At 73.2% G+C, this 4,264-nt stretch carries 5 protein-coding genes; 1 reads left to right on the top strand and 4 read right to left on the bottom strand.

Annotated elements, in window-relative coordinates; genetic code table 11:
- Nucleotides 1-143: 143 nt before the first annotated feature.
- On the bottom strand, nucleotides 144-836 hold the full coding sequence (locus ESO86_RS12415) for a TetR/AcrR family transcriptional regulator C-terminal domain-containing protein (protein WP_129235309.1): 693 nt from the start codon (nucleotides 834-836) through the stop codon (nucleotides 144-146).
- 91 nt (nucleotides 837-927) lie between these two features.
- Between ESO86_RS12415 and ESO86_RS12410 the strand changes: the two genes are divergently transcribed.
- Complete coding sequence (locus ESO86_RS12410; RefSeq protein WP_165307763.1) at nucleotides 928-1,674, top strand: DUF4386 domain-containing protein; 747 nt, start codon at nucleotides 928-930, stop codon at nucleotides 1,672-1,674.
- 26 nt (nucleotides 1,675-1,700) lie between these two features.
- Here the strand turns inward: ESO86_RS12410 and ESO86_RS12405 are convergent, their stop codons facing one another.
- From ESO86_RS12405 to ESO86_RS18965, 3 genes are all read right to left on the bottom strand, one after another.
- The gene (locus tag ESO86_RS12405; RefSeq protein WP_165307761.1) at nucleotides 1,701-2,231 is read right to left on the bottom strand and encodes a ClbS/DfsB family four-helix bundle protein; all 531 of its coding nucleotides are present in this window, start codon (nucleotides 2,229-2,231) and stop codon (nucleotides 1,701-1,703) included.
- Between the two features lie 10 nt (nucleotides 2,232-2,241).
- On the bottom strand, nucleotides 2,242-4,008 hold the full coding sequence (treZ, locus tag ESO86_RS12400) for a malto-oligosyltrehalose trehalohydrolase (protein WP_129235306.1): 1,767 nt from the start codon (nucleotides 4,006-4,008) through the stop codon (nucleotides 2,242-2,244).
- Nucleotides 4,005-4,264: hypothetical protein (locus ESO86_RS18965; RefSeq protein ID WP_165307759.1), on the bottom strand; the 260-nt coding region annotated here is incomplete at its 5' end. The genes treZ and ESO86_RS18965, both read right to left, overlap by 4 nt.

The raw sequence follows: 4,264 nt of genomic DNA, 5'->3' as shown, positions 1-4,264 counted from the left end.
CCGGACGGGGTCGCGCAGGCGCTCAACACGGCCGCGGCCGCCAGCGCGAGGACCAGGGTCGCCGGCGCTCTCCGGCCGGGAAGGGGTGCAGGGTGGGGGGCATCGGCGCCCGCGGCGCCGGATCGGGTCGACATGCCCGGAGCCTAGGGCGTCGGCTGCGGCTCGGGCCTCAGGGGCTGCACCGAGTCGGCGCCCGGCGGCCTCGTGCAGGGCAGCCCGTCGAGGATCACGCGGAGCCCGTGCGCGAACGCCTCGTCCTGGCTCGGGGCGGAGCCCGCGAGCACGGCGGCGGCGACACGACGGAGGTTGGGGACGTCGTCCGCGGTCTCGTCGAGGAGCAGGCGGGCCGCCTGCTCGACGTCTGCAGGCTCGGCGAGTGCCTGCTGCTTCTCCTGCAGGACGAATCCGTACACGTAGCTGTCGAGCGCCGAGACCGCGAGGACCGACTCGATCGGAGCGCACCCCGCATCGAGGAGGATCCCGAGCACGGCATCGTGTCGGCGCAGCCGATGGGGGCCGACGTGGTCTCGTGACTCGATGAGCCCGAGGACCCAGCTGTGCCGTGCGACGGCGGCTCGCGTCGACCATCCCGCCCGCTCGAGGTCGGTCCGCCAGTCCGCATCGGACCGCGCGACCTCGATCTCGGCGAACACCGAATCGACGATCGCGTCCACGATCGCGTCCTTGTTGGGCACGTGGTGGTAGAGCGCCATCGCCTCGACGCCGAGCGAGTCCGCGACCTTGCGCATGCTCACGCCGGAGACGCCGCCCAGGTCCGCCAGTGAGACGGCGGCCGCGATGATGCGCTCCGGGCTGAGCGGTCGTCGTTCCGACACGGCACCTCCCCACCTGGCCCTGGACTCACGACCTTACACGTGTATAGTGGCGGCTGTCACGCCAGCCTTACACCTGTATAGGAGATTGAAGATGGACCGAGAGCACGACGCATCGCCGGGCGGTGCGACCGAAGCGGTCGGGCGCACGCGCACGCGCACGACGCCCGACCGCCGCGCGGCGACGACGGCAGGCGCCCTGGTTCTGGTGGCCTTCCTCGCCGGAATCCTCAGCGTGGTCCCCGTGCTGGAGGAGCCGGACTACCTCGGATCGGTGACCGAGCGCCGGGGGGAGCTCATCGCGGGCGGACTCTTCCAGGTGGTCATGGTCGCCGCGTACGCCGGGTTCGCGCTCGTCCTCCATCCGATCCTGAGGCGCGCGAGTGCGGCGCTCAGCGTCGGCTTCGTCGGATTCCGACTGGTCATGTGCGGATTCCACCTCCTCGCGGTCGTCATGCTGTCGCTCCTCCTGGACCTCGCCCAGGGGTACGACGCCGCGATCGGCACGCCGGCGGCCGAGACCTACGCCATCCTCGCCGAGACCATGCGGAACGGGCGCGACCTCGTCAACCACGTCGTGGTCATCACGACGATGGGACTCGGCGACCTGCTCCTCTTCGTGCTCCTCCTCCCGTGGCGGATGGTCCCCGCATGGCTGTCCGTCTGGGGCCTGGCGGGCGTCGCCTCGGCGATCGCCGCGAGCATCCTGCTGCTGGCGCGCGTCGTCGACGTGGTCAGCGCGCCCTACCTGGCGCTCACCGCACCACTCGCCGTGCAGGGACTCGTCCTCGCCGGTTGGCTGATCGTACGCGGGCTCGACACCGCACGGCTCCCGAAGTGACTGCTCCCGACCCGCTGCGCCTCGCGTCAGGCGGGCGTCGGAGCAGCCGGACCCGCGATCGCGCCGAGCGCCCACGCGTAGTGCCCGCCGAGGCACTCGTGGGCGGGCTCGGCCAGGCTCGCGCCCCGGAGCCACTCGCGGCCGTCGGTGAAGATCTCGGCGTCGGTCATCGCGTCGAGGCGGGCGAGCGCGGAGAGGTGGCTCGCACGCAGCCGCTCGCGGGCGGCGGTGGGGTCCGCGTCGCCGCGATAGCGGTCGCGCAGGTCGCGGTTCAGCCGGTCGAGGTCGCGCCACGTGTAGCCGTCGGCCGGATACGACGGCGCCTCGCCGGCGGCGTCGGCGGCGAGCCAGCCGAGCAGCAGGACGTGCCAGGCGTGCAGGTGGTTGACCACGTCGACCGCATCACGGTCGCGCGGCTCGGGCGCAGCGGCGTCCGTCATCGGCTCATCGCGACCGGGAAGCGCGACGCCGTCGAGGCCGTCGAGCGCGCGCTCGAGCTCGGCGAAGCGCTCGACCGCCTGGCGGACCAGGTCGGCACGGTGCTGCGGGATGCTCACGCGCCCCAGCCTACGATCCGTGCGCGACGGCGAGGATCACGGCCGTCTCGGGCGGGAGCTCGAGCATGCGGTCGGGGGCGCCGCCGGCGACGAGCGCCGGGTCGGTCGCCAGCAGCAGCTCGACGGGCCCCTCGAGCTCGAGCGCCCACGCCGTGGCACCGAGGTTCGCGAGCACGACGACCCGCTCCGGCGCGTCGGGGGCGCCGCGGTCCATCCGGAACCGGTCGAGCGCGTCATCCGCCCACGCCGTCGTGTGCTCGAACGCCGGGTCGGTGAGCTCCGGTCGCGCGCGCCGGAGTGCGAGGAGGCGGCGATGCAGGTCCAGCAGGCGCCCGTGCGCTCCGCCGGCGTCGGCGGGCTCCGACCAGTCGAGCTTCGAGCGCCGGAACGTCTCCGGGTCCTGCGGATCCGGCACGAGCGACTCGTCCCATCCCATCCGCGCGAACTCGGCGATCCGACCCTCCGCGGTCGCGCGCCCGAGCTCGGGCTCGGGATGCGACGTGAAGAACTGCCACGGCGTCGACGCGCCCCACTCCTCGCCCATGAACAGCATCGGCGTGAACGGCGTCGTGAGGTTGAGGACCGCGGCGACGGCGAGGCGCGCCTCGCCGAGCTCGGGCGAGAGGCGATCGCCCGCGGCGCGGTTGCCGACCTGGTCGTGGTCCTGGGTGAACGTCACGAGCCGCCACGTCGGCACGGCCGCATCGACCTGACGGCCGTGGTCGCGCCCGCGGAACGACGAGTACGTCCCGTCGTGGAAGAACCCGCGCGTGGTCGTCTTCACGAGCGCGTCGAGCGGCGCGAAGTCGGCGTAGTAGCCCGCGGTCTCGCCTGTGAGCGCGACGTGCATCGCGTGGTGGTGGTCGTCGCTCCACTGCGCGGTCAGGCCGTAGCCGCCGGACTCGCGCGGCATGATGAGCGTCGGGTCGTTGAGGTCGGATTCGGCGATGAGCGTGAGCGGCCGCCCGAGGTGCGCCGACAGCGCATCGGCGTGCTCGGAGAGCTCGCGCAGGATGTGCCGCTCCGACCGATCGCGGAGCGCGTGGACGGCGTCCAGCCGGAGACCGTCGACGTGGAAGTCGCGCAGCCACATCATCGCGTTGTCGAGGATGTACCGACGCACCTCGGGCTCGTCGAGGTTCACCGAGTCGCCCCACGTGTTGCGCTCGGTCGTGCGCAGGTACGGGCCGAACCTCGGCAGGTAGTTCCCGCTCGGCCCGAGGTGGTTGTAGACGACGTCCTGGATGACCGCGAGCCCGCGCGCATGGCAGGCGTCGACGAACCGCTGGTAGGCGGCGGGCCCCCCGTAGCCCTCGTGCACGGCGTACCAGAGCACGCCGTCGTACCCCCAGTTGTGCGTCCCGTTGAAGGCGTTGACGGGCAGCAGCTCGACGAAGTCGATGCCGAGGTCGACGAGGTGGTCGAGGCGCTCGATCGCCGAGTCGAGCGTCCCGGCCGGGGTGTAGGTCCCGACGTGCAGCTCGTACACGATGCCGCCCGCGAGCTGCCGACCGGTCCAGTCGGCGTCCGCCCAGTGGTGCGCGCCCAGGTCGAACGCCGCACTCGGCTCGTGGACGCCGAGCGGCTGCCGCAGCGAGCGCGGGTCGGGCAGCGCCCGGTGGTCGTTGTCGACCACGAAGCCGTACTCGTCGCCGGGCGCCAGCTCGACGTCGGCGTGCCATCGGTCCCGCTCGTCGCGCTGCATCGGCAGGTCCGGGCGACCGGGTCGCCGGAGCGCGACACGGGTCGGGTTCGGAGCCCAGAGCTCGAGCGTCATCGTGCGACCTCCTCACCGTGGCCCGCTGAGCCATCCGATCCCGGCGCGTCGGGGGCGGATGCCGCGGGCGCGAGCAGCGCGACCGGATACGTCGCGAGCACCTCGGCGAGCGCGAGCTCGCCGCCCCTCTCCTCGCCGTCGGCGTCGCCCCCGAATCGCCGCCCGGTGAGCAGGTCGACCACCGCCCCGCCCGAGATGAGCACCGTCGTGTCGCCCCACGCCCCCGCCGGGGCGGACGACCCGGGGTCGGCGCCGA

Source organism: Agromyces binzhouensis, from assembly GCF_004135055.1.
GTDB classification, from domain to species: Bacteria; Actinomycetota; Actinomycetes; order Actinomycetales; family Microbacteriaceae; genus Agromyces; species Agromyces binzhouensis.
The sequence above is the reverse complement of the archived record's forward strand: the minus strand, read 5'-3'. Positions and strand labels throughout refer to the sequence as shown.